This window comes from Macromonas bipunctata, from assembly GCF_002837135.1.
Lineage (GTDB): Bacteria > Pseudomonadota > Gammaproteobacteria > Burkholderiales > Burkholderiaceae_C > Macromonas_A > Macromonas_A bipunctata.
Map to the genome: position 1 here is coordinate 1 of NZ_NWBQ01000012.1, position 438 is coordinate 438.

Annotated in this window: 1 protein-coding gene; it reads right to left on the reverse strand. The window is 59.6% G+C overall.

The window, feature by feature from the left end:
• Positions 1-438: nuclease/transposase family protein (locus CON76_RS01920; protein ID WP_476703313.1), on the reverse strand; the 438-nt coding region annotated here is incomplete at both ends.

Consider the following 438-nt stretch of genomic DNA (forward strand, 5'->3'; position numbering starts at 1 on the left):
TACGGATAAATTCTTAGGCCCAAGTCGATGCCGACCGCTGCCGTACCCTTCGATGGCTGGCATTCCACCTCGACCGCGACGTTGAAGTACCAGCGGCCCCGGCTGTCCTCGCTGAAGGAACCGGAACGCAGCTCGTATTTGGACAAGCCGTAGCTGTCCCACAGGCTGAAGTGGTGCCCTGCAAAGTGGATTTGCCCAGATTTATATTTGGCGTGGCCAATCTTGAACGGGATCCAGCCCAGCGAGTACTTGGAGGATTTGGGGTTGGACACGCGCCAGTTGAGCCGCGTCTTCTTGAACTGCTTGCGCCGGGTGGCGTACTCGACGCACACCAGTTGCACAGTGCCGCTGCCCACCGCCACACCCTCGCACTTGCTGTACCCGGCGGTGAGCTTTTGCAGGTCGTAGCCCGACAGGTACTTGGGCGGGCCAAAATAC